This is a genomic window from Thalassospira lucentensis, assembly GCF_050516545.1.
Classification (GTDB): Bacteria; Pseudomonadota; Alphaproteobacteria; order Rhodospirillales; family Thalassospiraceae; genus Thalassospira; species Thalassospira lucentensis_C.
The window spans coordinates 3,165,718-3,192,374 of the sequence record NZ_CP191544.1; the positions used below are offsets into that span (position 1 = coordinate 3,165,718).

A 26,657-nucleotide genomic window follows, 5' to 3' on the forward strand; every position below is an offset into this window, starting at 1 on the left:
TATTAAATCGCTGAAAGCAAGGATTGAAGCGATGGTGCCCCCGGGGAGAATCGAACTCCCACTCTCAAAGAGAAACAGATTTTGAGTCTGCCGCGTCTACCAATTCCGCCACAGGGGCAGGCAATTTGGGTGCGCTTTCACACCCTCCATCGACGGGCGGGATAATAGCTGTAAATTTCGCGGGGTCAATGGGGGTTTATACAAAAATGTGATCAATCTTAAGATTGCCAACTGCATCATTGCGATTAGCCCTGAAATGCGCTTTGATCTGCCCAGTTTTAAGGCCTTGCGCCACTGATCAATTCACTTACCAACAATACAGGGCGCAATTGCCGTGATCCGCAGTCTTTATGATTGGACCATGAACCTGGCCGGGCATCGTCATGCCGGCTGGGCACTGTTTTTCATTGCAGCAATTGAAAGCTCGGTCTTTCCGATTCCACCTGATATCCTTTTGATCCCCATGATCATTGCCGCCCCGACCAAGGCATGGCGCTATGCGCTGATATGTCTGGTGGGTTCCGTTCTGGGCGGCCTGATTGGATATGGCATCGGGTATTTCCTGTTTGAAACGGTCGGGCAACCTGTTCTTCAGCTTTATGGCTATGGGGCGAAGTTTGATCAGTTCCGTGACTATTATAACGAATGGGGCGCATGGGCGGTGTTTATCGCCGGTATCACGCCGTTCCCATACAAGGTCATCACGATCCTTTCGGGGGTTACCGCCCTTGATCCAACGGTCTTTACACTCGCCTCCATCCTTGCCCGTGGTTTGCGGTTCTTTATCATTGCGGCCCTGATCTGGAAATTTGGGCCGGTCATCCGTGATTTTATCGAAAAACGCCTAGGCCTCGTTTTCACCATATTTATTGTGGTTCTTGTCGGTGGGTTTGCGACGATCAAACTGATCCCGCATGGTTGACCCGATGCATATATTTAATGGAAGACGACATACGGACCTTGTGATGTTCAAACTGCTGCGCCCCCGTTTCGCCCCTGCCTTGGCACCGATCATTCTGTTGTTGGTTTCAACCGGCAGTATAGGCTTTGCCCTATATGCCCAACATGTCCAAAAACTGCTGCCCTGCATTTTGTGTCTGTATCAGCGCACGCCATTTTACACTGTCGCGGGCCTGTCCGTTCTTGCCCTGCTCCTGATTCGTTTTCCGGCGGCTGTGCGCGCGATTGTTTATCTTTGCGCTGTCGTTTTCGCCGTCGGAACGGGCATTGCGATCTATCATGTTGGTGTACAGGAACTCTGGTGGCAGGGACCGGCCATGTGTGGTGGGGTTCAAAGTGGTGCAGGATCGCTGGCCGAGCTTAAAGCGCAACTCCTCGCCCAACCGATTATTCGCTGCGATAAAATCGACTGGAAACTGTTTGGCATCACAATGCCAACGGTCAATGTCTTCTTCTCTGCGGCCTTAACCGTATTCTGCCTGATCGCACCATCGCGCTGGATCAAGAAACAAGCCTGATCCCCGCGCGATAAGAATTCCGAAAAGTGGTTGTAGGAATCCCCCTCAGCAAACCCGTCTGACACGTCAGACGGGTTTCTTTGTGTCTGACATCTCTTTTTACGCGAATATATCTTCAGTAAATACACAATTATTCACATGATAATGAGAATTGTTATTGTTTGCAAAATAATCCCGGTTATATTTGGCCACGGATTCTCCGCCGATACAACAGCCCACACCACCCGCGACAAAGGACATGATCAGGATTGACCGACATGACGTTCCATCCCCAGATGACCAGTAGCATCAAAGGCATTTCCCTTCTTGATGATCTGCGTTTCCGTCGTTGGGACGCAGCCATTACCGATCTTTGGCATGTCGAGTGTGAAGAAGAAGCTGGCGGCACATATGTATCGCGCGCCCCGCTTCTCGTATCGATCCTGGAATGCATCGGCAATACAGAAGCACAGGTCCGCACAACGCGTCACAACATCGGCACACGTTATCAAAAGCAAGGCTGCCTTTACTATATTCCTGCCGGAATGGAGATCTCTTCGGAATTTATCGGCAAATGTCGCTTACGCCATCTTGATCTTCATCTTGATGTAAACGCCCTTGAGAATAGCTTGGGCAGCACAATCGACCGAACCATACTGGAAACACCGCGTATCGGGTTTTGCGACCCGCGTATTATGACGATCACCCGGTTGCTGGCTGAGAACCTTAAAAGTGACTTCCCTGATCCTCAACAATACGGCGAAGGGCTTATCACGGCCCTGACATCGGCATTGTTCCAACCAAACCAAATTGACGAGCCCCAACGCAAGCGCGGCAAACTGGCCCCGCACCATTTGCGTAAATCTGTCGATTACATTGAACAGAATTGCGGTCGAACCATCCGGCTTGATGAGCTGGCCCAACTGACCGGGCTGTCACAGTCCTATTTCTGCTCGGCCTTTCGTGAATCAACAGGCATGCCACCGCAAAAATGGCAAATGAAGGCACGGGTAGAACGCGCAAAAGACATGCTTAAAGACAACAGCGCACCGTTGGCATCTGTTGCCCTTCGAACCGGTTTTGCTGATCAGGCCCATTTGACCCGTGTCTTCCGGCGCATCGTTGGCACGACACCTGGCGCATGGCGCAAAGAACAACTGGCCTGAAATTAAACCAAAATCCGTTCAATACGGACAAATCCGGTTCAATATTCCCGCCTCCCGAACGTGGTATCGAATGCCCATCATGAAAGATGGCCAGCCGGTTCCCGCCAAGCAGGTCGTCATCACAGACAACCGACACAGGGAATCCCAAATGCGTTTTACAGGACAGACACTGTCTTCACGACTTTTGCGTGGCACTGCGGTCGCATTGATTTTTGCTGCCCCTAATTTTGCGTTGGCGCAATCAAATGATGATGCGACAGCGACCGAAGCAGAAAACACCGAAGCGACCGAAACACCGGCCATCATGATCGAGGCGGATCAGCAATTCGAAACCGCCACCTCACCGGTTCAAGGCTTTGTTGCGACCCAAAGCGGCACCGCGACAAAAACCGATACCCCGATTGTCGAAACACCGCGTTCGATGTCTGTGGTTGGCAAGGACGAAATCGAACTTCGTCAGGCTCAGACCGTTATGGACGCGCTTAAATACTCAGCAGGCATTCAGCCCGATCAGTTTGGCTATGACACACGGTATGACTGGTTCAAGGTCCGTGGCTTTGCCCAACAGGATGTCGGTCTTTACCGGGATGGCTTACAGCTTCGTTCTTCAGGATATGCGTCTTTCCGTCAGGAAGCATATGGTGCGGAACGTGTCGAACTGCTGCGCGGCCCAACGTCCGTGATGTATGGGCAGAATGCCCCGGGTGGTTTGGTCAATGTTGTGACGAAACGCCCACATGAAGACATGGTCAATGAAGTTGCGCTTCAGGCCGGAAACTTCGATCACAAACAGGGCGCTTTTGATGTTGGCGGTAAACTGATCGAAGATGGCAGCGTTCTATATCGCCTGACCGGTCTGGTGCAGGATTCGAGCACTCAAACCAACATGGTTGATGATGACCGGGTTTACATTGCACCATCCGTCAAATGGCAGAACGATGATACGTCACTGACCATCCTGACCCATTACCAGCATGACAAAACTGGCTCTGGCAATAACTGGTTGCCAACGGTTGGCTCGATCTATGACGCACCGAATGGTGCAATTCCGGTAGATGTATTTACCGGCGAGCCCGCGTTTGAAGGCTATGAACGCGTCCAGACATCCGTTGGCTATGAATTCAGCCATGACATTAATAACGATCTCACATTCCGTCAGAACGCGCGATATGCGTTCGTCGATGTTGATTACAAAACCGTTTATGGAAACGGTTGGTCCGACGTAAATGCAGGCACATTGAAACGCAACACGCTGCGCACAGATCAGAATGCCCACACGATCACGATCGACAACCAGCTTGAAACCCGGTTTGACACCGCAAGCATCGGCCACACATTGCTGACCGGTGTTGACTATCAGCATAACATTTACGACCGCTATGCCGCCTATGGCACGGCGTCCGACTTGAATGTCTATAACCCGTCTTATGGTGGAACCATTAACGCCCTGACAACCTGGTATGATGACGATATTACCCTGCGTCAGCTTGGCCTTTATGCTCAGGACCAGATTGATTTCGATGATCATTGGACACTGACCCTTGGCGGGCGTCAGGACTGGTCGGATGAAAAGAAATATAACAATGCGAGCAATGGTGCCGAAAGCAGCACCAACGACCATGCATTTTCGGGGCAGGCTGGTGTCGTCTATAAAACCGAATTTGGTCTTGTACCTTATCTCAGTTATTCGGAATCCTTTACCCCGGTGGCAAGCCAAAGCGGCCAGAACTTCGAACCGGAAACCGGGCAACAGTACGAAATCGGTGCAAAATATGAACCGCTTGAGTTTAACGGCCTGTTCACCGCAGCCCTATATGACTTGCGCCGTCAGAATGTCACCACCACCGATCCCGATGACAGCGCACGCAAAGTTCAAACCGGAGAAGTCCGCTCCCGCGGCATCGAACTCGAAGCAACCGTCGAGCCAATTGCAGGTCTTACCAGTAAAGTCGCATACAGCTTTAACGATGCTGAGGTAACCAAGGACAATGACGGCTATAAGGGGAACGCACCGGTTGGCGTCCCGGAACATACGGCATCGCTTTGGGCTGATTACACCCTTCAAACCGGCACCATGAAGGGCTTTGGCTTTAATGGTGGTGTTCGTTATCTGGGTAAGCAGTATGGCGATCAGTCAAACAGCTTCCAAGTTCCATCAGCAACACTGTTTGATGCTGGCATTCACTATGAAATTGACAGCTATCTGCTGGCACTGAACGCCACCAACCTTGCCGATGAACGTTGGGTCGCGACATGCTCGGGCTCAAACGCTTGTTACTACGGCCAAGGCCGCACCATCCTTGCCATGGTCAAATACCGCTGGTAATTGGCTTAGCGCGTTTGAGAGCTTCACAGAAAAAGCACTGCCCTTTTGCGGCAGTGCTTTTTTCTACAAACATCGACTTTAGAAGTCGTAATCCAGTTCCGTATCCCAATACAAAAAATCCCGCCAACTTTCGTGAAGATAGTTTGGCGGGAAACGGCGTCCTGATGTCTGGAGTTCGTGCATCGTGGGCTGTCCCGGCGTCCTGCGCAATCGCAGGCCCGCCTCGCGGACCGATCGGCAGCCTTTGAACAGGTTGCACTCAGAACAGGCCGTAACGATGTTTTCCCAATTGGTCCGCCCACCGCGCGCACGCGGGATGACATGATCAAAGGTCAGCTCGTTGGTCGGCAACCGGTCGCCACAATATTGACAGGAAAACTGATCGCGCAAAAAGACGTTAAAACGTGTGAAGGCCGGGCTGCTTTTAAGCGGAACATATTCCTTAAGCGATATGACGCTGGGCAGCTTCATCGTAAAGGATGGTGAATGGACTTCGCGGTCATATTCCGAAAGCACGTTGACGCGATCCAAAAAGACCGCCTTGAGCGTATCCTGCCAGCACCATAGGGACAGCGGGAAGTAGCTCAACGGCCGGAAGTCGGCGTTAAGAACAAGTGCAGGACACACATTGGGCGATAAATGCATACCATCCGCTCCACCGTGTTTACCGAGTCGCTTGCCTTATTTAGCAGGTCCGTGAATCGCGTGTGATGAACATATCATGACGTTTCACCAAACCAGACGCCCCGGCGACTAAACCACTGATAGAGAAAAGTATAGACCAATTTCGCAAAAGCGCAAAGCCCGTGTTCCGGCGAGTCGCGTTTTGCCGACCCTTGGTCACTATAACCCATAGAGCGCCTATACATAGCGCATGTCGCAAAGCACAAAAAAAAGCCGCCCATCTAGGATGGTGCAGCTATTTCCGCGGTTTGATGCCAAACCAAATATCGTCAGAAAAACGAAGGGCCCGCCAGAAGCGAGCCCTCGTAAAATCTGTCTGTAAAGCAGAAGCCTGAATTAGGCAGCTTTTGCTTCAACAGCTTTGGCAACCTGGCGTTTGATTTTCACCAAATCAGCCGGAAGCTTTGCATTTGTCGTGCTGAGCAAAAACGCATCCAGACCACCACGTTTTTCGATGGTGCGGACAGCATTGGTGGTCAGACGCAGACGCACCGAACGACCGAGCGACTCGCTAAGCAGCGAAGTCGGCTGCAGGTTCGGGAGGAAACGACGTTTGGTACGATTGTGGGCGTGGCTCACATTCATGCCGACCAAAACGCCTTTGCCGGATACCGGGCAGCGACGTGCCATGACCTGATCTCCTGGTCTATAAATTCGCAAAAGGACGCTTGGCCTGAACATGCAGGCCCGCGCTTGGAAGCGGGTTATTACCGCCTCTCACCAATGTCGTCAAGCCTTCATCAACCGAAATCTGCGACAAAAGCGCTTATCAGAGGTGTTTTTGCATTAATCCGCGGTATGGATCGTATTTTACCCAACTCAACCGCACGAAATCCACGACTTTTCAAACCTGCGCGACAATATCAAAGGCCGGTTTCACAGCTAAATTCACCGTTAGGCAACCGGTATCCCGGTCGATTCTCCGCCCATTTTGGCCAAACCCGGCCAAATAAATTCAGGTTTCCCAAGCGATTCTATCTGTGTTGTCGATATTTCCCCATCGCATAGGCGTTATATCGCGCCCCTGATTGATACGGATCAAAACATCGGCCCACATATATAGGTATCTTTAACAGCATGAGTTAACAAACCCGGATCAGGAGCATGACGGGCCATGAAATCAGATAGCACTGTATCTTTGCCACTTTTGGGCATTCTGCTGGTCGCTGTGGTCGGCCTTGCGCTTTATGTTATCGGCTTTGTTCTGGCCCATTTTGGCGTGTCCGTCGCGTCTTTCTGGCTTTATGTGGCACTGGCCCTTGTCCCGGTAAGCTTCCTTGTCCTGTTTGATTTCAGCCGCTAATTCCCGCACCACCATCCAGTTACCAAAACGGCCTGCCACGAATGTGTGCAGGCCGTTTTTCGTGATGTTCATGCACCCAAACTATTTGGGGTAAAAGTCAGCCCTGCAGTAAGACAGAGCTTAGATCAAGCCTTCCGCCTTAAGGGCCTGTTGCGTTGCCGGGCGGGCCAGAACGCGGTCACGATGCTTGGCAATATTGGGATGCCCCGCAAGATCAATCTCGCAATGTGCTGACCAGTTCACCAGAACGAACATATAGATATCGGCAACAGTGAAGCGGTCCTTTAGCAACCAGTCGCCATTGGCAGATAGGACCGTTTCAAGATAGTCATATCGCGCCAGAACGTTTTTACGCGCCTGTGCCCGCTCAGTATCCGAACTATTTGGATTAAACAACGGCCCAAAGGATTTGTGCAGCTCAGCCGAAAGATAATTCAGGTGCCCTTGCAAAATGCCGCGTGCAACTGTTCCGGCTTTGGGCACAAGTGCCACATCCGGCGCCTGATCGGCCAGATACTGAATGATCGCGACACCTTCGGTCAGGAGCGTTGCATCGTTAAGCATAAGGGCGGGCACATATCCTTTGGGATTGATCGCAACAAAATCTTCCCCGTGTTCCGTTTTTTTGGTCGCCAGATCAACCTTTTCAAGGTCAAAACTGCTGCCAAGTTCGTTGAGAACAATATGGGGAGAAAGCGAACAAGCACCCGTTGCGTAATAAAGCTTCATTGTCTTTTATCCTTAAATATCTTTGAGGTTTCGACCATCAGGCCGCTGATTTATATCCACGCGCATCAAGCCCGGACGAAAGCGCATCCATCAGACTTGAAACACTGTCATGTTTCAGATTGGCACTGGCTTGACCGGCATAGATCGAGGTGAATTCAGTTCGGTTCTGCGCGATACAGGCTGCCTTGATCTTTGAAACGAAAAAAGCCTGAACCGGGAAAGGCGGCAGTTCCGTAATGCGCTTTTCCATTTCATCGATCAGCTTGTTGCGCACGCCACGCGCCAAACGCCCGGTATAGGTCCGGGTCAAAACCGTATCGTGGATTTCGCCTGACAGCAGCAATTGACGATGCTGATCGTTGGTGCCGGATTCGGAACAGGCAAGGAATGCCGATCCAAGCTGTGCAGCGCCGGCCCCCAAATGCAACGCGGCCATTACCCCGCGCGCATCGGAAATCCCGCCTGCTGCAATCACCGGCACGCTGACACGATCGGCAATCAAAGGCACAAGAGCCAAAGTCCCGATCAGGCTGTCTTCTGCCCGTTTCAGGAAAGACACCCGGTGCCCACCGGCTTCAAATCCGGTTGCGACGATCAAATCCACACCCGCAGCATCAAGTGCCTCGCCCTCGGCAACGTTCGTCGCCGTGCCGATGGTAATGATGTTTTGCTGTTTGCATTTGGCGATCACGGCTTTTGACGGCACACCAAACACGAAGCTAAAGGCAGGCGGCTTTGCTTCTATCAAGGCCTCGACCTGATCTTCGAACCGTTCGTGATAGCGATCTGGCATTGTCGGCAGATCAACACCAAGTTCGTGATAGTAAGGTGCAAAGATCCCGGAAACGCGTTCGAATTCTTCCACACCAATAACCTCGCCTCCCGGGTCATGATCCGACACCCACAAATTAAGGGCAAAAGCCCCGTCTGTAAGGCTTCGCAGATTATTGGTCAGTTCGGCCATTTTATCCGGGGCCACGATATGCGCCCCGAATGATCCCATCCCGCCACGGTTCGATACCGCGCTCACCAGTTCGGGGGTGGAAATGCCACCGCCAAACGGCCCCTGAATGATGGGTAGATCAATTCCAAGTATGCCCGTGACATTTGATGTCATATGCATTGTTGTCTCCTTCGTTAGGAACGATTGAGGAGACTTAAACGCATAAAATTACCTTTGAATAGGTAGTAACTTTAGGTAACCTGCACTTTGAGATTACCAAACAGTAACCATGTGAGCGAACGGTGCCCTTAAAAGTCCGGAAAAATAAATCCAACCAGCCCCCCGACAACTGCCCGCTTGCAGAGTGCCTGCCATTGATTGAAGGGGCATGGACACCGGGGGTGATCTGGTATCTGAGTGGCGGGGCACGCCGCTTTAACGAGCTTAAACTCGATCTTCCGGGCATATCGGCCAAGATGCTCAGCACACGTTTGCGCGATCTTGAACAAAAGGGCGTCGTCGTGCGGACCGTCATGCCAACATCGCCACCATCGGTGGAATATGCCTTAAGTGATCTGGGGCGTGAGCTGATCCCGATCCTTGAAGCAATCATTGATGTCAGTAAACGGCTCAAACGGCGCAAGGCCGAAAGCCCGGTTGCCGCCGCCTTATCTCATGACATGACCGCGCACCCCGTTTGACTGTTCGCTTAAGGCTTACGCATCAGACACGGCTTTGATCTGCCAATGGCAGTCCTGACACGGGATGCTACCGGGGCGGGCAAAGAAATACCCCTGGTGGGCATCAACCCCCATGGCTTCAAGAACATCGCGCTGATGCGCGGTTTCGACACCTTCGGCGATGACTTTCAATCCAAAACGGTGTGCGATCAAAATGGCACCTTCGATCACCACACGTGTGTTTTCATCCATTTTCAAGACAAATGATTTATCGATTTTGACCGCATCAATCCTGATCTGATGAAGACGCGACAGCGATGAGTAGCCTGTGCCAAAGTCATCAATATGGATTTCAATCCCCATGTCATGGAGTTGATCAAGCACATTGGCAATCTGAACCGTCTGACGCTTTTCAAAGATCGATTCGGTAACTTCAAGCACCAGCCGATTGGCCGAAAGCCCGGTATCGGCAAGAATGGTTTCAACCATTTTTGCAAAACGCGGAACGATGATTTGCCGGACAGATATATTGACGGCAACCTTGGTTTCCACGGCAATATCGGTGCAAGACTGGATAGTTTTGCAGGCATCCCGCAGGACCCATTCGCCGATATCAACAATCAACGCACTTTCTTCGGCAATCGGAATGAAATCATCGGGTGGAATGATGCCAAGCTCAGCACTGTGCCAGCGTAACAGCGCCTCATATGAAACAATGGCACCATCTTTCGCATTGATAACCGGTTGGTATTCAATATGGAATTCTTCGGCACTTAGTGCGCGGCGTAAGGCTTGGTTAATCGCAAGCCTGCGTTCCTGTTCAATCAGAAGCAAGCTGTCATAATCATACACCGACCCGCGCCCGGCCCGTTTGACTTCTGCTGCGGCTAAATCGGCCCAATGGATCAGCTCGGAAATGCCCGGATTGTCTTTGGGCGCAAAGGCAATGCCGGTACTAAATCCAACCTGAAGCGTATGACCGACAATGGTAATCGGCTGACTGACCGCGTTCTGGGCCTGTTTGATTGTCGTTTCGACCAAACCATGAAGTTCGTCCTTAGGAGCCACCAGCACCATCAGGAACTCATCCCCGCCCCAGCGTCCGACAGCATGCTGATCGTCGGCATGTTGGCGCAGTCGGTCACCGACCACCCGCAAAACTTCATCGCCGATCGCGTGACTAAGCCCGTCATTGATCTGCTTGAAGTGATCAAGATCAATAAACAGGACTGCGAAATCAAGACCATCAGACAGCTCGGACTTACTTTCAAACCATTCATGGATACCATCCCGGTTCAAAAGCCCGGTCAAGGTATCGCGGACAACAAGATTTCGAAGTTCTTCGGTCCGCTTTTCAACACGGGCCTCAAGCGTCGCGTTCCAATTTTCCGTAATGCGGTTTTTCTGTCTAAGATCATCAACCAGATCATCATGTTGATGCTTAAGAACCAATGATCTGAATAAAATTGCGTGGTTATTACGATGGGTCACCAACATCACGATCAGGAATATCATCCCCAAAAAAGCAAGAATGTAGTTCGGATCAGACATAAAGGTCAGGATCACAGTCGGTGGAACCAACAATGCAATCAGGTAAATGCGCCCAACCAGAAACATCGGCGCAAGGATACCTGTCGCTCCGCCTGCAAGTCCGGCAAAGATGATCATGGTCAAAAACTGGCTTTCGCCACGCACAGTCGGAACTTCAAGAATTCCAATGGCGGACCAAAGAAATCCCCCTGCCAGAACCCCAATCACATAGTAAAAATGCCAGCGGAGAAAATCGTTGGTCTCAAGCTCACTCGCCCCCATGCGTGCGCGGCGATAAAGATAACTGCCCCAAAGGCGAAAAACGCATAAAATGACCACCACCGCGAACCATATCACGGTGCTCGTATGAAGATCATCTTGCGCCCAGAACATCAGAACCACACCGGCACTGGCCGCAAGGTTAACCAGTATGTTTGCCCAGTTATTGTGATATGCCAGATCAAGCAGGTCGCGTTGCACTTTTCCGATCAAATCTTCACCGGTCATCAACGCTATTTCGGGATCAACAAATCGGCTACCGATTTTCCTGACCAAACTGGCGTAACTTTCCATCTGGTCTTTTGCCTCTGAATTCTTCAGTCACACAAAGCATCCTATACATACGTACTAATTTGCGCCAATGAGAATATAAGCAAGAAACCAAGCAGCATGGAAATGCCACCGGGCGACAGCACCGTCAGGACGGCCCGTCACCCGATGACATAAAATGGTCGATTAGAAAATCTCAAACACCTGTCCTGTCTGAAGCCCTTCGATAGACTTCGCATAACCAAGGGCCGCACGGGCAGCAGGAACCGGATCATGACCCCGGAAATAGGGCGCGTAGCCTTCCATTGACTCAACGATAACGCCCGGGCTAACGGCATTGATACGCATGCCCGGTTTGATTTCAAATGCTGCGGATTTAACAAAGGATTCAATCGCGCCATTTACCATCGAAGCCGAACTTCCATAGCGTATCGGGTCTTTTGAAAGAATACCGGTGGTCAGGGTAAAGGATGCATTTTCGGCAACATAATCACGACCAATCAACACCAGATTGACCTGTCCAAACAGCTTGTCATCAATACCGACACGGTATTTTTCTTCGTCCATTTCCGCAAAGTCACCGAAATGTACCTTGCCGGTTGTTGATACCACCGCATCAACCGCCCCGACCTTTTCAAACATCGCACGGATCGATGTGCGGTCTTTAAGGTCAACATTCACATCACCACTGTTGCGTGAGGCGCGGATAATTTCGTGGCGCGGGGATAATTCGGCATCAACACCTTTGCCAATGACGCCCGATGCGCCGATCAAAAGAACTTTCATTTCAGTCTCCATATGTGGAAATTCCAATAAACGAATGATTTCACAAAACAGTTCCGGCGATAATCTGGTTATTTCCGAACCAATCGTTTAATATTTTAAACAATGAAAGATTATCTCAGCGAAATGCGCAGCTTTGCGGCAGTGATTAAACAGGGCAGTTTTACCAACGCCGCCCAAGCGACCGGCGTGTCCAAAGGATTGATCAGCCAGCATATCAAACGTCTCGAAGATGTTCTGGGTGCACAGCTGCTTTTCCGGTCCACCCGCAAACTTGAACTGACCGAAATTGGCAGCACGTTTTTGGTTTATTGCCAAAACATCACGCAAAGTGCCGATGCTGCCTTTGAGGCCGTTGAAACATTACGTGGCGAGCCGATTGGCACCGTGCGCATGACTGTGCCCGTATCCTTCGGCGAGATGTTTCTCCATGACATCATCGTTGCGTTTCAACAAAATCACCCGCGCATCCAGATTGAAATGGAACTGGAAAACACGTTCCGCGACCTTCAGGCATCCCATATTGATCTGGCGATCCGTGCCGGACTAACCGATGACCCGGATCAGGTTGCCATTCCACTGGGACAACTTTCCGAACTGATTTGTGCCAGCCCCGACTATTGGCAAAACCATTCAAGGCCCCAAAGGCCTGATGATCTGGTCGATCACAATTGTCTGGTTAATTTCCAGTATTACAAGGATCGCAAATGGGTGTTCTTCTCCAAAGATGGCCCGCAATCGATCACCGCGAACGGTAATCTGCGTTTAAACCACTATCCGTTGATCCGAAATGCAACGCTTCAGGGATTGGGTGTTGCCCGCCTGCCCCGCTATGTCGCAATGCCTGAAATCCGTGCCGGGCGGCTTGAAACGGCGCTGGATGACTATCGATCTCCATTGCGACCGATCTACTTGGTTTATCCCTATCAGGGGAACCTGCCGATTAAAAACCGGCTCATGATCGATTTCATCAGAAACTGGTTTAGCACCCACCCCGACCTTCTGGAAACCCATACGCTGGGCAACTCGGACAGGGATTAAGTCAATTGAGTAAGTTCACTCACTTGAGGTGGTGTCGTGCCGTCCTCGCGCATAGACCGCAGGGTTTTCGATTTATCGCGCTTGGCAAACCGCTTGCCATCTGCCCCGGTTAAAAGACCATGGTGATGATATTCCGGCACGTCATAGCCCAGTAATTCCTGCAGCAAGCGATGCAGGTGACTGGCAAAGAACAAATCCTGCCCGCGGGTAACAAGGGTAACGCCCTGAAGATGATCATCATGGGTAACCGAAAGATGGTAACTGGTCGGAGTGTCTTTGCGTGCTAACACCACATCGCCAAAGATTTGCGGGGTCGCGATCTGTTTGCCCAATGCCCGATCAAACCAGACAAGTTCCGGGCCAGCCTGTTTGATTGCACCATCCATATCCAGACGTAACGCATAGCTTTCGCCTGCTTCAATCCGTTCCGCCCGTTCGGTTGCGGAACAATGCCGACACGTACCGGGATATAGTGCGCCATCGGGACCATGCGGCGCATTCCCGATACGCGCGACTTCGGCCTGAATATCCTTACGCGTGCAAAAACACGGATAAAGCAAACCCATCTCGGTCAAGCGGTCCAGCACGTTTTGATAGTCCGCAAAATGATCCGACTGTATGCGAACCGGATCCTCCCAACGCAATCCCAGCCACGCTAGATCTTCATAGATCGCAGACAGGAATTCAGGTCGGCACCGGGTTTGATCGATATCTTCGATCCGCAATAAAAAACGGCCATCCAACCCCGCCTGTTTTGCACAAAACAAGGCAGAGGCTGCATGGCCGAGATGAAGATATCCAGTTGGACTGGGGGCAAAACGGGTGATGGCGGTCATATCAGCACGCCCCCATTTTTACCAACGGTCGCGGTCGCCTGCGGCGCGGTCGCGCGGCTGCGCAGTATCGGCTGGCACATGACGCAATGGACGCTTTGGCTGGCGCGCGCCCTGTTCATCAAACAGATCAGAAAGTTCGCGCAGCATCGCGCCGCCCAGTTCTTCCGGATCGTTGATTGTCACCGCACGACGATAATAGCGCGTCACATCATGACCAATACCGATGGCCATCAGTTCGACCGGCGATCGGGTTTCGATCATGTCGATCACTTCGCGCAAATGCCGTTCCAGATAATTTCCCGAATTGACCGACAATGTTGAATCATCAACCGGCGCGCCATCGGAAATCACCATCATGATGCGGCGTTGTTCTGATCGGCTTAACAAACGCTCATGTGCCCACAGCAGTGCTTCGCCATCGATGTTTTCTTTAAGCAGCCCTTCGCGCAGCATCAAACCAAGGTTTTTACGCGCACGACGCCACGGCGTATCGGCTGCTTTATAAATGATATGGCGCAAATCATTCAAACGTCCGGGTTTCGGCGGCTTGCCACTTTCGACCCAGCGTTCGCGCGATTGTCCGCCTTTCCATTGGCGGGTGGTAAAGCCAAGAATTTCGACCTTCACCCCGCATCGCTCCAACGTCCGGGCCAGAATATCTGCCGACAATGCCGCAATCGTGATCGGACGCCCACGCATGGACCCGGAATTATCAATCAGAAGGGTCACGACCGTATCGCGGAAATCGGTATCCTGTTCCTGCTTGAACGAAAGAGACGTCGACGGGGTCGAGACGATCCGCGCAAGTTTGGCCGCATCAAGGATGCCTTCTTCAAGGTCAAAGTCCCAGCCACGGTTTTGCTGCGCCATCAAACGGCGCTGTAACCGGTTGGCAAGACGTGAAACCACGTTCTGAAGATTGGCAAGCTGCTTATCAAGCATCGCACGCAGGCGCGACAGTTCGAGATTTTCACAAAGCTCGTCGGCTGTGACGACTTCGTCAAACTCACGGGAAAACGGCTCATAGCCGCGTTCAATCGGCTCGTTGCGACCATCAAATTCTGGCTGTTCACCCGGTCCGGCAGGTTGTTCTTCCTGCGACATGGCTTCAAGCTGCTGATCGTCAATATCGCCTTCGCCTGCTTCGGCGTCTTCGGTGCCGGCATCTTGTTGCTGATCACTGCCATCCGGTTCTGAATCGTCATTCTGGCCCTGCTGGCCGCCCTGACTTTCCATGTCTTCCTGTTCAGGATCGGTTTCGCCTTCTTTGTTCTCGTCATCCTCGCCTTCCTGTTCAGGCGGGACGTCATCAAGATCATCCTCAAGCGAAAGATGATCAAGCAAGCGGCGCATACCACGCGCAAACGCATCCTGATCATCAAGAACATCAACAAGGTCGGACAAGTCCGAACCCGCATTTTCTTCGATATGGGTGCGCCACAAATCAATCAACGGACGGGCGGATTCCGGGGCCGGTTCGCCGGTAAAGATTTCACGCGCCAGCATCCCGATTGCATCGGAAAACGGGGCATCATCACGGGTTTTCAGACGATGATAGTTTTTGGCGTGGCAATCTTGTTCAGCATGTTCGCGCAAATTTTTGCGCACACCGGGGAAATACCGCGATCCCACGGCTTCGCAGCGTGCGGTTTCAAGCGCATCGTAAACAGCCTGTGCTTCGGCTGTTTCGGGCATACGTTTGGCGTGCAGTGCCACGTCATGGTGGCGCATCTTAAGCGCCCAGCCATCGGCTATACCGCGAAGATCCGCGACTTCATCCTTGGGCATCGCCTGTTTGGGCATTGGCAAACGCACATGTTCGCCGTACCCCCCCGGACGCCCGCCTTTGACAAAGCCGACTTCCAGATCATTGCGCCCGGCAAGCGCACGAAACGTCGCTGCCGTACCGCGCAAGAACCCGGAAAGAGCCTCATCATTCTTCATCACACTACTCGCTTCTGGGACCAACTCGCCAATCTGCTTCAATGACACGCCTTAGCGCACCATCACATTAATGGCTTCCTCAGGCAGGTCTTCACCAAAGCAACGCTGATAATATTCCGCCAGGATCGGACGTTCGACTTCATCGCAACGGTTCAGGAACGTCACGCGGAAGGCATAGGAAATGTCATTAAAAATCTTGGCGTTTTCAGCCAGCGTAATCACGGTACGCGGGCTCATTACGGTCGAGATATCACCGGCAACAAAACCCTGACGGGTCAGATTGGCCAATGCGACCATTGCTTCGATCTTCTGACGGCCTTCGGCATCATCAAATGCCGGTACCTTGGCAGCAACGATGTTGGTTTCATCTGCAACCGACAGATAGTTCAGGGTTGCAACGATCGACCAACGGTCCATCTGTGCCTGGTTGATTTGCTGCGTACCATGATAAAGCCCGGTGGTATCACCAAGACCAACCGTGTTTGACGTCGCAAACAGGCGGAAATGCGAATGCGGGTGGATCACTTTGTTCTGATCAAGAAGTGTCAGTTTACCATCAACTTCCAGAACACGCTGGATCACGAACATCACATCCGGGCGACCGGCATCATATTCGTCAAACACCATCGCCACAGGGCGTTTCAGCGCCCACGGCAAAATACCTTCGCGGAATTCCGTGATCTGTTTGCCATCACGCAAAACAATCGCATCTTTACCGATCAGATCGATACGGCTGATATGGCTATCGAGGTTCACGCGTACACACGGCCAGTTCAGGCGCGATGCCACCTGTTCGATATGGGTCGATTTACCCGTGCCGTGATACCCCTGGATCATCACACGGCGATTGTGGGCAAAGCCCGCCAGAATCGCCATTGTGGTATCACGGTCAAAACGATAGGTCGGATCTGCGACCGGCACGTGTTCACTGCCCTGACTGAATGCCGGGACGTCCATATCTGCATCAATTCCAAACGTATCACGTACGGAAATGGTGGTATCGGGTGCATCAAGCGGATGTTCCGCTGCAACACCTGTCGCTTCGTAACCTTGGCTCATAAGTACTCGCGTATTTTCAGACCGACACGGGTGGCGCGGTCGTTTCATTAAACTTGCTCATTAATAACGGCTAAGTCGCGTCACACAAAGGGAAGATACGTAAAAAATCTCTATTCCCGCAAAAGGTTCTGTCAATCAGACATCCCCGATACGTAATCTGCAAACAGATCGACCAGATTTTGCCGAGATTTAAGATACGATTACAGCGGAACCCGTGCTTCAAGATCACGGATATACCCCATCAAAGACGCATAAGCCGCACTGATAACTTTAAACCGTTCTTCTGCGGCTTTGTCCCCGCCATTGGCATCGGGGTGATATCTTTTGGAAAGGGCTTTGTATTTGGCTTTTAGCTCATCACGGGTAAACGGCCAGCCAAGATCAAGGGTTGCCATCGCCTGTTGCTGTTCACTTGGCATGCCAAGTGCGCCTGCGCGACGTTGGGCTTCTTCGCTTTTGCGTTTGCGTTCTGCGCGCGCATCGGCCTCTGCCCCCGGGCCATGATGGCTTTGGTCACCGTCTTCGTTAAAGAAGCCAAACCCGTCTTTGAACTTGAAGTTGAAGGGCTTTTTCGATCCGCGAATATGGCCGAACTGCCAGGTCGGGCGCTGCCAATGGGTGTCGCGGCGGACATCGTTTTCAATGTCTTCGGCCTTCATTCCTTCGTAATAGTTCCAGGATTTGTTGTATTCGCGGACATGATCCAAGCAGAACTGATAATAGTCGCGCAGCTTCCGATCCTTGGGCGCACGAAATTCCCCATGCCCCTCACATCCCGGCCAATCACAATCGGGCAGAATGGGGTTCTCATGGTAAAGTGTCTTGCGCTTGTTACGGTGTCCGCGGTTCATTTGCGTCTATATGTTCTAAAAAGTCGAAGCTCGCAATATCATACGGGGCGTTTTAATGCGATAAAAGGCTTGAAAAACTGCCATCGCATGCCAGAACGGGGCATAGAGTTTCATTTTTGCAGTGATCTGCAAACATCCCAAGAGAATAGAGGCCCTTATCATGCAGGTTGCCAATCAGATCCGTGACATTCTGACTGCCGAGTTCGCACCACTAGAACTGAAAATTATCGACGATTCGTCAAAACATGCCGGTCATTCGGGTGCTGACCCGCGCGGCGAGTCCCATTTTTCCGTGCTGGTGGTGTCCGACAAGTTTGACGGGGAAAACCGTGTGAACCGCCAGCGGCTGGTTTATGGCGCACTTAATGAACTGCTTAAAGAACGCGTTCATGCCTTGGCGCTTAAAACCATGACCCCGGCAGAGTTTAAAGACGCACAGGAAAGCGGATCCCATTAATTACAATTCCACATCGTGAAATCAACCTAGACGATCCTTCCGATTAAGCGCAATGCTGGTGGCACAAGCTGTATTTACAACTTTTGTATTGCAGCGCGGATGCCGGTGAATGGCATTCGTTACAATCGGGAGGACTACGTAATGACTAAACGCCTACTATTGGCGAGCATTGCCCTCGCCATCTCCGGAACCGCTTATGCGCAAGCACCAGCACCGGACAATCTTGAAAAACTATCAAACTTCCAATCCACCGGGACGACCGAATTCACCCGCATTGAACAGGACGGCGACTATGCCGAGGGGATCAAAAAGACCCTTGATCGCATCAAGCTTCCTGACGGGTTCAAGATCGGGCTTTATGCCGTCGTTCCGGATGCACGCCATATTGCCGTCGGCCCGCAAGGAGTCGTGGTGTTTGTCGGCACCCGCAAAGATAAAGTCTGGTCGGTTACCGACCGCAACAAGGACCGGGTTGCTGACGAAGTAAAAGATTTTGCCCCGTCGCTGCGCTTTGCCATCCCCAATGGTCCGTGCTTCTCGCCGGACGGGATGCTGTATATTGCCGAACAAAACCGCGTCCTGACCTTCCCGGCCGCCGAGTTTTTCTATGAAAGCCCGGATGTTGCAGCGTTTAACGTTGTTAAACAGGGTGAACTGGTTCCACCATCGGAAGAAAGCTACAACCACACCGCACGCGTTTGTAAAATCGGCCCGGACGGGAAGCTTTATATCTCGCTTGGTCAGCCGTTTAACGTTGCACCGGAAGATAAACTGGACCTGTACCGCGAATTCGGGATTGGCGGGATTATCCGCATCAAGACCGATGGTTCCGAACGCGAAGTTTATACCTATGGGGTGCGCAATTCCGTTGGTCATGACTTCCATCCGGAAACCGGCGAACTGTGGTGGACGGACAATCAGGTGGATGGCATGGGCGATGACATCCCACCCGGAGAGATCAACCACCAGACCGCCGCCGGACAACATTTCGGACATCCTTGGTATGGCGGCGGTGACGTTCGTACCAACGAATATGCCGGGCAGGAAGTCCCCTACGATGTAGTCATGCCAGCCGTTGAAACGGTTGCCCATGCCGCTGACCTTGGCATGAGCTTCTATACTGGCAAGATGTTCCCGGCCAAATACAAGAACGCAATCTTCTCGGCCCAGCATGGGTCATGGAACCGCACGACACCGGTTGGTGCACGCGTGATGGTGACCTTCATCGATGCCGAAGGCAATGCCAGCATCGAACCATTTGCAGAAGGCTGGATCGACGAGAACGGCGAATATCTTGGTCGTCCGGTTGATGTTGCCCAATTACGTGATGGTTCGATCATTGTTTCCGATGATCTTGCCGGTGCTTTGTATCGCATTTGGTACGAGGGTAATTGATGCGTATTTTGCTGATCGCACTCCTCGGCGGGCTTTTGCCCGCCGGGGTTCTTTTCGCCCAGGACACAACAACCCCGACCCCAACAAGTGACGGCTCAACGTTAAAAGACGGGCGCAAAGTGGCTGGCATGTGCCGCACCTGTCATGGACTTGATGGCAAGGCGCGCATTCCCATTGCACCGCATATTGGCGGTGAACCTGTTGATTATCTGATCACGCAGTTACAGGCGTTCAAAAATGGCGACCGCGAACATGAAATGATGACTGTTGTGGCACGCGGCTTGTCAGACGATCAAATCAACAATGTCTCGCTTTGGTTCAACCATTTCGACGTAATGGCAACGCTTCCCATGGGAAAAACCGAAGATAATGCACCGGAACTGTGTGTTGGCTGCCACGGCGTGAACGGGATTTCTGAACTGGACGATGCCCCGAATTTGGCCGGAGAAACCAATATCTATATCGAGACGCAGCTTAAGGCATTTGCCAACGGCAAACGGACCCATGAGATCATGACGCCAATTGCCGAAGATCTAAGTGTCAAGGAAATGCAGGAAGCAGCCGACTGGTATAGCAACATCGCGATCAAGATCACGGATCCAAACGGAAGCTAGCGCCTGAACCCATCGACAAACATCGCTTAGCTTTCCGGGCGCAATGCCGCCGATACATCCAGCCCGACTGTCAAGGCGGCAAGGATCTGTCCGTTTTCCGGATCAATGATCGGGACGGTGATTTGTGACAGGAAAGATCGGGTGGATGCGTCAAACCGGATGTCGGCGATCAAGGCATGATCCCGATTAATATATTCGGCCATCTGATATTGCGGTTCATCAGATTGGTCGAAATCCGATGTCAGACGGCTCATGCCAACGGTCTGCCCATAGATATCAAACACAAAGGCTTCTGCCACTTGTCCCGCACTAGAGGCCTGGAACCCACGTAGATATTCCGACAGAACGTTATCAAGCACCTCACGCGCCCGGGCACTTGGCTCCCCCAGACGTCCCATCGCTATCCATTCTTCATCGATAAGTCGTTTATGGTCTGCGGATAACCGCCCACCGCCAAGAACAGCCCTTACATTCCCGATCAAATCTGCGGACTTGGCAAGCTGACGTACCATCGGCAACTGGACCCGTTCAATCGCATCACGCTCCCATGGTTCGAGATGCATTGGTTTTGTTTCACAAAATTCCAGCACACCGTTCAAATCGCTGAGCAGGTTGGGGAACTGTTCCACGTAACGTTTGGAGAAATACACCACCAACGGCGCATAACGTTCAAACTGAACGCGAAACTTCTCCGCGCCAAGATCCAGCTCATTTCGGGCAATCTCAAAACTGTGCTTGTCGACCAATGCAAAATCGACACGCCCCATTGCGACCTGCCCCACCAAGGAGGCGATGGATGGAACGCGCACAACATCGCCGTAGCCCTGTTCGGCTAACCATTCTGCTTCGTTCGATCCAAGTATCGCACCAATTGTCGAATATTCATTGGGTTTTGGTGCCTGTTTGGCTTGTGAACTACTGGTTAGCGTAGAGGGTGAAACCCATACCCATTTTTCCAAGGCCAGTGGCTTTGACGCCACCGCATATTCGTCCATGAACTCGCTGATGCGTGCCAAAAAGAACCCGTCCGAACGTCCGCTTTGAACCATTTCACGGTTCCGTTGACGCGGTGCCACGGCCAAACCGTACCCAACCCCGATACGTTCAAATGCACAATTCAGAACCGCGATGGAATACCCACCCAGCGTTCCATTTTGCAATTCTTGATAAGGCGGATGAAGATTGGTTTGCAGGATCAAGAAACTGTCCTGATTATCAACCGGCGCCTGCCCTTGCTCCGTCAGCAAAGGTGTTTCATCTGCGCTTACGGGTGAAGCAGCCCCACCTTGCAAAACACCAGACAAACCAATAGCCAGCGCGAACATTGAGATGTTACGCGCCAGAACATTTCGACCCTTCTTGTTCTTCTTTGTTCTTCCAACACGGCGTAATAAGGTCATGTCCAGCCTGACAAATACACGCGACGGATAGATTTTGATATTGGGCCTTCAAACGCCACTTGCAAGGTAAACTTATTGGCCTGCCCTTTGATCAGATAAACTCCAAGAACCTATTTCTCACCTGTATAGAAATCTGGGGCAACGCGCCGGACCGCAGGCCCGTCACTGCGCCAACCATGACAGGTATTGATCAATGGCATGCGCCGTTTTGGCGTTTTGTCATCTGAAGGATGCCCTTCTTGCTGTCCCTCAAGCGATTCACGGGCAAGGATCGGAAATACCGTCTGAAAAGCCGTGGTTGCAACCGGCCCCATCAACTCATTCAGATGCGTGCATCCATGAATACCTCCGACACGATCGCGGATTTGTTTGCGCAAGCCCGGGCCAAGCTTTAACCCGACCAGTTTTTCATAATCGGGCGCAATCGCCTCACATCCGGTGAAGGGCGCATAATCCGTGACCGCCTCGACCGCCTGTATGACAAGATCATCACCGATGGTGACCCGTATCCACATTTCATGGACAGGTTCGCCTGGCGGGATTTCACCACGGTCGTGATTGGCAAATCCGTATGTCTTGATATCGGTGATGTGGCCTTCGACATCCCACAACCCGTCCTGACGGCGAAACCCCTGACAGGTCACGGTGCGGGTATGAATATGTTCACGCGCGGCGGGGCTGGACAATGGCATCGGGAATTCTCTCCTTTACGTAAACGTAAAGATATTCACTTGCACGTTGTCACGCAACAAAGCATTTTTCAAAGAATGCCCACACCTATCCTCCCGCGCCCAAACAGGCCGGGAAAACGAACTTGGATTGAAGGCAAAAGCCGGATTACAGCCATCCTTGCGCCGGAAAATTCCCGCTAGGCGACGCCGTAATCCGATCCGAAGATGAACTTTTCACGTTCGCGAACATCTTCTTCAAGTTGCGCCTTGACCGCGTTGAACAGGTCACGGATCGACACCATGCCAATCACTTTATCCCCGTCGACAACAGGTAAGTGGCGGTAGCGCCGGGCACTCATCAAATTAAGCGCACTCATTGCTGTATCGTTGGGGCCAAGTGTATCGGGATCGCTGGTCATAACCTGTGACAATGGCACAGTCGCAGCATCAAGTCCCTTTGCCACAACACGGTTCACAAGATCACGTTCGGTAAAGATACCTGCAAGCTTTGCATTATCATCAACAATGATCACGGCACCGATTTTGCGTTCGGACATCAGGTTAACGGCATCCATTACGGAATCGGCGGGATTAAGTGTCGCTATGGATTGCTCCTTAACCACACCTGGTACGATTTTCGTATCCATTTTTCTCTCTCTGCAGATTGCTGTTGCCACACGCCCAAACCCGATCAGATCATTTGGTGCTGCGCTGCAAAACACTTGCGAAACACAGGGGCCCTTATTTGCAAGTGGCCCTGCAATCCTTTGGGTCAAGACCTTCTGACAAGATTTTAACCCATAAGTGGAGAAACTTAAAACGGTTTACGCCGAACCGGTTCATATCAGGAAAACGCAATCAACCATTCGTCGCGTCTGGCTTATTCCTGATCTGCCGCGATAATATCGGAAACTTCACGCATCCGCACACGCGTTACCTGATTACGAATACGGCGAAGGACTTCAAATTCAAACCCGTGGAAGCGGAAATGTTGCCCGACATCGGGAATACGTCGGGTTTCATACAGCAAAAGGCCCGCAACAGTTGCGGCCTCTTCATCGGGCAGACGCCAGCCAAATCGACGATTCAAATCACGAATGGTGACGTCACCGCGCACGATCACCGATCCGTCGGTTTGGGGTTGAACACCGACAACTTCAACATCGGTTTCATCGGCAATGTCGCCAACGATTTCTTCAAGAATGTCTTCAAGCGATACCACGCCTTCGAACGCACCATATTCGTCAACCACGATGGCAAAATGTTCGTGCCGTTCCTTGAATGCCTTTAACTGATCGGCAAGGGTCGTGGAATCCGGGATAAACCATGCTTCTGCGCATAATTCACGCACATCGGCTGCCGATGTCGGTTTTGCCCCGCGCACAATCGCCTTAAGCACTTCACGCGCATGCAAAACGCCAACGATGTTATCGGGGTCTTTTTCATAGACCGGAATACGGGTGTGCGGACTGGCCAGCACCGTATCAATAATCTCTTCCATCGAACGGGTGATATCAATCATCTGCACCTTGCGACGGTGCACCATGATTTCCCATACCCCGACATCCTCAAGATCAAGCACGCCATGCAACATGGTGCGTTCGGCGTGATGATTGCCGACGACAACATCATCGGCGTGCAATTCAATTGCCCCACGCAATTCGCGTTCGCTGTCCAGACCGGGGCCTTCGCCGCTGCCAAACAGCCGCAAAGTTGCCTGCACGACAACCTGAATGGTTTGCGTCACCGGGGCAAAAAGCACCACAAGAATGCTCATTGGTCGGGCGACCCGCAGTGCCATGGTATCGGCATGCTGCAGGGCATAGGTTTTTGGCAGAATTTCGGAGAACACCAGAACAAGTGCTGTCATGGCAATGGTTGCATAGACAACACCGTTCTCGCCAAACAGCTCGATCATTACCGATGTCGCAAGGGCTGAGGCCAGAATATTGACCATGTTATTGCCCAGCAGGATCGCGCCAAGCAGGCGTTCCTGATACTGGCGCAGCCTGTTAACGATCCCGGCGCGCAGATCCCCATCCTGCTCTTTGTGATGCATGACCGGACGCGACGCTGCTGTCAGCGCAGTTTCCGAGCCAGAAAAGAATGCCGACAACATCAGCAGGAAAAAAATCACGATGATCGTGATTGTCATTCAGGGAAGTCTCCAAAGGGTGATCGCAACAAAACTACTTTGTCCTGTCTTCACCTATAAGGTCAATTGCCGTTAAACAAGTTAACAACATCACTAAACAGATTAGCCGATCAGACAAGCCATGTCTGGTCTCGACACAAAGACGATCAATCAGCCACGGCACGACCGGGTAATTGCCGCCCGCATCTTTTCAACATCCATGGCCTTGGATGTGAATGCCTTGCCAATACCGCGTGTCATGACAAAGGTGATTTCACCGTCGCGGACCTTTTTATCGCGTGACATATGACCAATCACTTTGTCGATATCCCAATGCATCCCGGCAACTTCCGATGCGCTGACCGGAAGACCAACCAATTTCAAATGATCCGTAATGCGATCTTTTTCCCCGGCAGGCGCCATGCCCATCGCACCACAAACGTCATGGGCGATTACCATACCCATCGCCACAGCTTCACCATGCAAAAGCTTTTCGCCGTAACCGGTTTCTGCTTCAAACGCATGACCGAAGGTATGACCAAGGTTAAGCAAGGCACGCTTGCCGCCTTCTCGTTCATCTTCGGATACGATGCGGGCCTTTGCCGCACAGCTTTTGATCACGGCCTGACGGCGTTCCGCGCCATCTGTATCAAGAACCGCCTGACCGTTTTCTTCCAGCCATGCAAAGAATTCCGGATCATCAATCAGGCCGTATTTCACAACTTCGGCATAGCCCGAACGCAATTCACGGGCCGGAAGCGTATCAAGAACAGCCGTATCGGCCAGAACCAGACGCGGCTGATGAAACGCCCCGACAAGGTTCTTGCCCGATTTGGAATTGATCCCGGTTTTCCCACCGACAGAACTATCGACCTGTGAAAGAAGTGTTGTCGGGATTTGCACGAAATCAAGACCGCGCAAAAGAGATGCCGCGACATAGCCCGCCAGATCACCAACAACCCCGCCGCCCAATGCAATGATCAGCGTGGATCGTTCAATGCCCATTGCCAAAATCTGTTCGACGACATCTTCGAACACGGCAAAACTTTTGGATTTCTCGCCCGAAGGCACGACAACTTCCCGATGCGCGATATCTGCACCATCAAGGGATGTCAGAACGGTTGGAAGATGATGGTTGGCCACGACCCCATCACTGATCACGATAACCCCGGCCTTTCTGACAAAGGGTGCGATATATTTGGCGGTATCTGCCAAAAGATTGCTGCCAACAAGGATGTCATAACTGCGTGCGCCAAGTTCGACGCGAAGGGTATCGTGATTGCTCACTTCGTCAGCTTCCTGTCTTGATCAATTGACCGTCATCATCAAAAGAATTCGCCATCAGTTCTAAAACTGCATCGCGGGTTTCTTCTTTTGACGATTCATCACAGTCGAAAACAATGTCAGCCCCGGCATAGATCGGGTGACGCGCTTCGATAAGTCCCGCCAGAATTTGGCGCGGATCGCCGCTATTCAGCAACGGACGATGGGTTCGGCCACTCGTGCGGTGCAAGAGCAGATCAATATCCGCACGCAGCCAAACAGATATGGATTTATCGAGAATCAGTTGGCGGGTGCGTTCGCGAATAAACGCACCTCCGCCTGTGGCCAACACGATCTGTTCGCCATCAAGTAAACGGGCAATTACACGTTCCTCGCCATCACGAAATGCCTCTTCGCCATACAGCTTGAAGATATCGGCAACCGAGCAGCCAGCGGCTTCTTCGATTTCGCGGTCGGCATCGACAAATTCCAGGTTCAGTTCCTTGGCGACCATTCGGCCGATGCAGCTTTTTCCTGCACCCATCAGTCCAATAAAAACCAAAGTCCGGCCTTTAAGGCCTTCCCGAATTTTGGCGATTACGTCTTCGTGCAAACCCGACTCGGCAATGTTGCTGTCCATGTTCGGTTTGCAGTCCTGTAGTTCATCCGGTTGATATACAAATTACCCAATTCTTTAGGCCAGCTCGGCGTCGAACGCAAGCAAACCACGTATAATTTGCAACAAAAAACCTGCGCAAATTTGCCGATGCAGGTCACAGGGCACGTGCCCAAAGGCGCATTTGGCGAACCTTGTTGCGTTGATGCTTATTAACCCTCTGTCA

General features: G+C 51.9%; 26 protein-coding genes and 1 tRNA gene. 10 read left to right on the forward strand and 17 right to left on the reverse strand.

Annotation, left to right across the window (positions count from 1 at the left end):
- Positions 1-32 precede the first annotated feature (32 nt).
- Positions 33-118 (reverse strand) — tRNA-Leu (locus tag ACQ0MK_RS14400).
- A gap of 216 nt (positions 119-334) precedes the next feature.
- On the opposite strand from ACQ0MK_RS14400, the gene ACQ0MK_RS14405 reads away from it, so the two are divergent.
- The 4 genes from ACQ0MK_RS14405 to ACQ0MK_RS14420 all read left to right on the forward strand — a co-directional run bounded on the left by ACQ0MK_RS14405 (position 335) and on the right by ACQ0MK_RS14420 (position 4,949).
- Positions 335-922 (forward strand): YqaA family protein, encoded by a 588-nt coding sequence (locus ACQ0MK_RS14405; RefSeq protein WP_430473210.1) that lies wholly within the window; start codon positions 335-337, stop codon positions 920-922.
- A 43-nt stretch (positions 923-965) separates the two neighbouring features.
- Complete coding sequence (locus ACQ0MK_RS14410) at positions 966-1,478, forward strand: disulfide bond formation protein B (protein WP_430473211.1); 513 nt, start codon at positions 966-968, stop codon at positions 1,476-1,478.
- A gap of 257 nt (positions 1,479-1,735) precedes the next feature.
- Positions 1,736-2,623 (forward strand): helix-turn-helix domain-containing protein, encoded by an 888-nt coding sequence (locus ACQ0MK_RS14415; RefSeq protein WP_430473212.1) that lies wholly within the window; start codon positions 1,736-1,738, stop codon positions 2,621-2,623.
- Positions 2,624-2,771: 148 nt separating this feature from the next.
- A complete protein-coding gene (locus tag ACQ0MK_RS14420; RefSeq protein ID WP_430473213.1) occupies positions 2,772-4,949 on the forward strand; it encodes a TonB-dependent siderophore receptor in 2,178 nt (725 codons plus the stop codon).
- A 78-nt stretch (positions 4,950-5,027) separates the two neighbouring features.
- Here ACQ0MK_RS14420 and ACQ0MK_RS14425 read toward each other — a convergent pair whose 3' ends face one another.
- Together ACQ0MK_RS14425 and rpmB are read right to left on the reverse strand one after the other, a co-directional pair.
- Complete coding sequence (locus ACQ0MK_RS14425) at positions 5,028-5,594, reverse strand: HNH endonuclease (RefSeq protein WP_430473214.1); 567 nt, start codon at positions 5,592-5,594, stop codon at positions 5,028-5,030.
- A 375-nt stretch (positions 5,595-5,969) separates the two neighbouring features.
- Entirely contained in the window at positions 5,970-6,263 is a 294-nt protein-coding gene (gene rpmB / locus ACQ0MK_RS14430) for a 50S ribosomal protein L28 (RefSeq protein WP_350042876.1), read from the reverse strand.
- A 484-nt stretch (positions 6,264-6,747) separates the two neighbouring features.
- Between rpmB and ACQ0MK_RS14435 the strand changes: the two genes are divergently transcribed.
- Positions 6,748-6,936 carry a hypothetical protein gene (locus tag ACQ0MK_RS14435; RefSeq protein ID WP_350042875.1) on the forward strand — a complete coding sequence of 63 codons (189 nt, stop codon included), beginning with the start codon at positions 6,748-6,750 and terminating at the stop codon, positions 6,934-6,936.
- A 120-nt stretch (positions 6,937-7,056) separates the two neighbouring features.
- Here the strand turns inward: ACQ0MK_RS14435 and gstA are convergent, their stop codons facing one another.
- Together gstA and ACQ0MK_RS14445 are read right to left on the reverse strand one after the other, a co-directional pair.
- Positions 7,057-7,665: a glutathione transferase GstA gene (gstA, locus tag ACQ0MK_RS14440; RefSeq protein ID WP_430473215.1), complete on the reverse strand. Its 609-nt coding sequence runs from the start codon at positions 7,663-7,665 to the stop codon at positions 7,057-7,059.
- Between the two features lie 37 nt (positions 7,666-7,702).
- On the reverse strand, positions 7,703-8,788 hold the full coding sequence (locus ACQ0MK_RS14445) for an NAD(P)H-dependent flavin oxidoreductase (RefSeq protein WP_430473216.1): 1,086 nt from the start codon (positions 8,786-8,788) through the stop codon (positions 7,703-7,705).
- A 122-nt stretch (positions 8,789-8,910) separates the two neighbouring features.
- Between ACQ0MK_RS14445 and ACQ0MK_RS14450 the strand changes: the two genes are divergently transcribed.
- A complete protein-coding gene (locus ACQ0MK_RS14450; RefSeq protein WP_430473217.1) occupies positions 8,911-9,309 on the forward strand; it encodes a winged helix-turn-helix transcriptional regulator in 399 nt (132 codons plus the stop codon).
- Between the two features lie 15 nt (positions 9,310-9,324).
- Here the strand turns inward: ACQ0MK_RS14450 and ACQ0MK_RS14455 are convergent, their stop codons facing one another.
- Together ACQ0MK_RS14455 and ACQ0MK_RS14460 are read right to left on the reverse strand one after the other, a co-directional pair.
- The gene (locus ACQ0MK_RS14455) at positions 9,325-11,391 is read right to left on the reverse strand and encodes a putative bifunctional diguanylate cyclase/phosphodiesterase (RefSeq protein ID WP_430473218.1); all 2,067 of its coding nucleotides are present in this window, start codon (positions 11,389-11,391) and stop codon (positions 9,325-9,327) included.
- 162 nt (positions 11,392-11,553) lie between these two features.
- Positions 11,554-12,153, reverse strand: coding sequence for a short chain dehydrogenase (locus ACQ0MK_RS14460; RefSeq protein WP_430473219.1), 600 nt, complete (start codon positions 12,151-12,153; stop codon positions 11,554-11,556).
- Positions 12,154-12,255: 102 nt separating this feature from the next.
- On the opposite strand from ACQ0MK_RS14460, the gene ACQ0MK_RS14465 reads away from it, so the two are divergent.
- On the forward strand, positions 12,256-13,191 hold the full coding sequence (locus ACQ0MK_RS14465; protein WP_430473220.1) for a LysR substrate-binding domain-containing protein: 936 nt from the start codon (positions 12,256-12,258) through the stop codon (positions 13,189-13,191).
- Here ACQ0MK_RS14465 and gluQRS read toward each other — a convergent pair.
- From gluQRS to ACQ0MK_RS14485, 4 genes are all read right to left on the reverse strand, one after another.
- Positions 13,188-14,027 (reverse strand): tRNA glutamyl-Q(34) synthetase GluQRS, encoded by an 840-nt coding sequence (gene gluQRS / locus ACQ0MK_RS14470; protein WP_430473221.1) that lies wholly within the window; start codon positions 14,025-14,027, stop codon positions 13,188-13,190. The two genes, ACQ0MK_RS14465 and gluQRS, sit on opposite strands and share 4 nt — an antisense overlap.
- An 18-nt stretch (positions 14,028-14,045) precedes the next feature.
- On the reverse strand, positions 14,046-15,971 hold the full coding sequence (gene cobT, locus ACQ0MK_RS14475; RefSeq protein WP_430476033.1) for a cobaltochelatase subunit CobT: 1,926 nt from the start codon (positions 15,969-15,971) through the stop codon (positions 14,046-14,048).
- Between the two features lie 51 nt (positions 15,972-16,022).
- Positions 16,023-17,030 (reverse strand): cobaltochelatase subunit CobS, encoded by a 1,008-nt coding sequence (gene cobS, locus ACQ0MK_RS14480; RefSeq protein WP_350041428.1) that lies wholly within the window; start codon positions 17,028-17,030, stop codon positions 16,023-16,025.
- A 200-nt stretch (positions 17,031-17,230) separates the two neighbouring features.
- Entirely contained in the window at positions 17,231-17,881 is a 651-nt protein-coding gene (locus tag ACQ0MK_RS14485) for a J domain-containing protein (protein WP_350041427.1), read from the reverse strand.
- 160 nt (positions 17,882-18,041) lie between these two features.
- Here ACQ0MK_RS14485 and ACQ0MK_RS14490 point away from each other — a divergent pair, with 160 nt between their 5' ends.
- The 3 genes from ACQ0MK_RS14490 (at position 18,042) to ACQ0MK_RS14500 (ending at position 20,347) form a co-directional block, all read left to right on the forward strand.
- Positions 18,042-18,338, forward strand: a complete 297-nt coding sequence (locus ACQ0MK_RS14490) for a BolA family protein (RefSeq protein ID WP_430473222.1) — start codon at positions 18,042-18,044, stop codon at positions 18,336-18,338.
- A 141-nt stretch (positions 18,339-18,479) separates the two neighbouring features.
- Positions 18,480-19,733 carry a PQQ-dependent sugar dehydrogenase gene (locus ACQ0MK_RS14495; RefSeq protein ID WP_430473223.1) on the forward strand — a complete coding sequence of 418 codons (1,254 nt, stop codon included), beginning with the start codon at positions 18,480-18,482 and terminating at the stop codon, positions 19,731-19,733.
- The gene (locus tag ACQ0MK_RS14500; protein ID WP_430473224.1) at positions 19,733-20,347 is read left to right on the forward strand and encodes a c-type cytochrome; all 615 of its coding nucleotides are present in this window, start codon (positions 19,733-19,735) and stop codon (positions 20,345-20,347) included. Before ACQ0MK_RS14495 ends, ACQ0MK_RS14500 begins: the two co-directional genes overlap by 1 nt.
- A 26-nt stretch (positions 20,348-20,373) precedes the next feature.
- On the opposite strand, the gene ACQ0MK_RS14505 is transcribed toward ACQ0MK_RS14500, so the two are convergent.
- The 6 genes from ACQ0MK_RS14505 to ACQ0MK_RS14530 form a co-directional block, all read right to left on the reverse strand.
- Positions 20,374-21,672 carry a hypothetical protein gene (locus tag ACQ0MK_RS14505; RefSeq protein ID WP_430473225.1) on the reverse strand — a complete coding sequence of 433 codons (1,299 nt, stop codon included), beginning with the start codon at positions 21,670-21,672 and terminating at the stop codon, positions 20,374-20,376.
- 185 nt (positions 21,673-21,857) lie between these two features.
- Positions 21,858-22,439, reverse strand: a complete 582-nt coding sequence (locus tag ACQ0MK_RS14510) for a DUF2889 domain-containing protein (protein ID WP_350048425.1) — start codon at positions 22,437-22,439, stop codon at positions 21,858-21,860.
- 176 nt (positions 22,440-22,615) lie between these two features.
- Positions 22,616-23,065, reverse strand: coding sequence for a CBS domain-containing protein (locus tag ACQ0MK_RS14515; protein WP_350048423.1), 450 nt, complete (start codon positions 23,063-23,065; stop codon positions 22,616-22,618).
- 233 nt (positions 23,066-23,298) lie between these two features.
- Positions 23,299-24,573, reverse strand: a complete 1,275-nt coding sequence (locus tag ACQ0MK_RS14520; RefSeq protein ID WP_350041420.1) for an HlyC/CorC family transporter — start codon at positions 24,571-24,573, stop codon at positions 23,299-23,301.
- Positions 24,574-24,723: 150 nt separating this feature from the next.
- Entirely contained in the window at positions 24,724-25,839 is a 1,116-nt protein-coding gene (gene aroB / locus ACQ0MK_RS14525; RefSeq protein WP_430473226.1) for a 3-dehydroquinate synthase, read from the reverse strand.
- 4 nt (positions 25,840-25,843) lie between these two features.
- Complete coding sequence (locus tag ACQ0MK_RS14530; RefSeq protein WP_430473227.1) at positions 25,844-26,455, reverse strand: shikimate kinase; 612 nt, start codon at positions 26,453-26,455, stop codon at positions 25,844-25,846.
- Between the last annotated feature and the right edge of the window lie 202 nt (positions 26,456-26,657).